The organism is Pseudomonas sp. NPDC088885 (assembly GCF_044750025.1).
GTDB lineage: Bacteria > Pseudomonadota > Gammaproteobacteria > Pseudomonadales > Pseudomonadaceae > Aquipseudomonas > Aquipseudomonas rustica.
Genome location: NZ_JBIVJB010000026.1, coordinates 63406 through 64197, shown reverse-complemented (window position 1 = coordinate 64197; position 792 = coordinate 63406). Strand labels below are relative to the sequence as shown.

At 58.2% G+C, this 792-nt stretch carries 1 pseudogene; it reads left to right on the top strand.

Annotated elements, in window-relative coordinates:
• Positions 1-792 (top strand): annotated as a pseudogene (locus tag ACIP1X_RS13730) (gluconate transporter); the annotation flags it as partial.

Here is a 792-nt window from a genome sequence, read left to right as displayed (position 1 = left end):
TCATAGGTTCAGCGTATGTGTTTGTGTGTGTTCCGGTGATTGCGTCACTTGCAGCCATGCACGGGATGGTACCGCCGCACCCTGGCCCCTTGACGGCCATCGCCGCGCTCAAAACCTCGGTTGGGCCCACAATGCTCTATGGCTTCATTGCGGCTATTCCTGCAATGATTTTAGGCGGCCCGCTTTATGGTGCATTCATTTCGCCGCGCATGAGCACTCGGCCCGATCAGGTTTTGCTGGATCAGTTTACCCTGGCTGAAAAAGCCGACGATCAACCAAGCGCTAGCGTATGGCTAGGCGTGCTGGCAGCCTTGCTACCGGCAATCCTGATGCTGATTCATGCCGTCGCTGAGATGGTATTACCCAAGGGCAATGCGTTCCTGAAATTGGCTAGTTTCTTGGGAAATCCCCTGATAGCCATGCTCCTGGGCGTGCTGTTCGCAGGGGCAAGTCTGGTACTCGCGCGGGGCGGCGATGCGGGGCAGTTGCGCGATTCTCTGGGCAAGAGCCTCAAGCCAATCGCCTCAATCATCATGATCATCGCCGGCGGTGGTGCCTTTCAGGAGCTGCTGACCAGCGCCAAGGTGGGCGATGCCATTGTGCACCTGACCCAGCAGTCTGCGTTCCCTCCGCTGATCTTGGGTTGGTTGATCGCGATGTTGCTCTCGGTATCTACCGGTTCTGCCACTGTAGGTATCGTTGGTGCTGCTGGCTTGCTGGCGCCGCTTGCAGGTGCTGATCCCAGCCTCAACCTGCCTCTGCTTGCCTTGTCCATAGGCTGCGGCTCGCTGT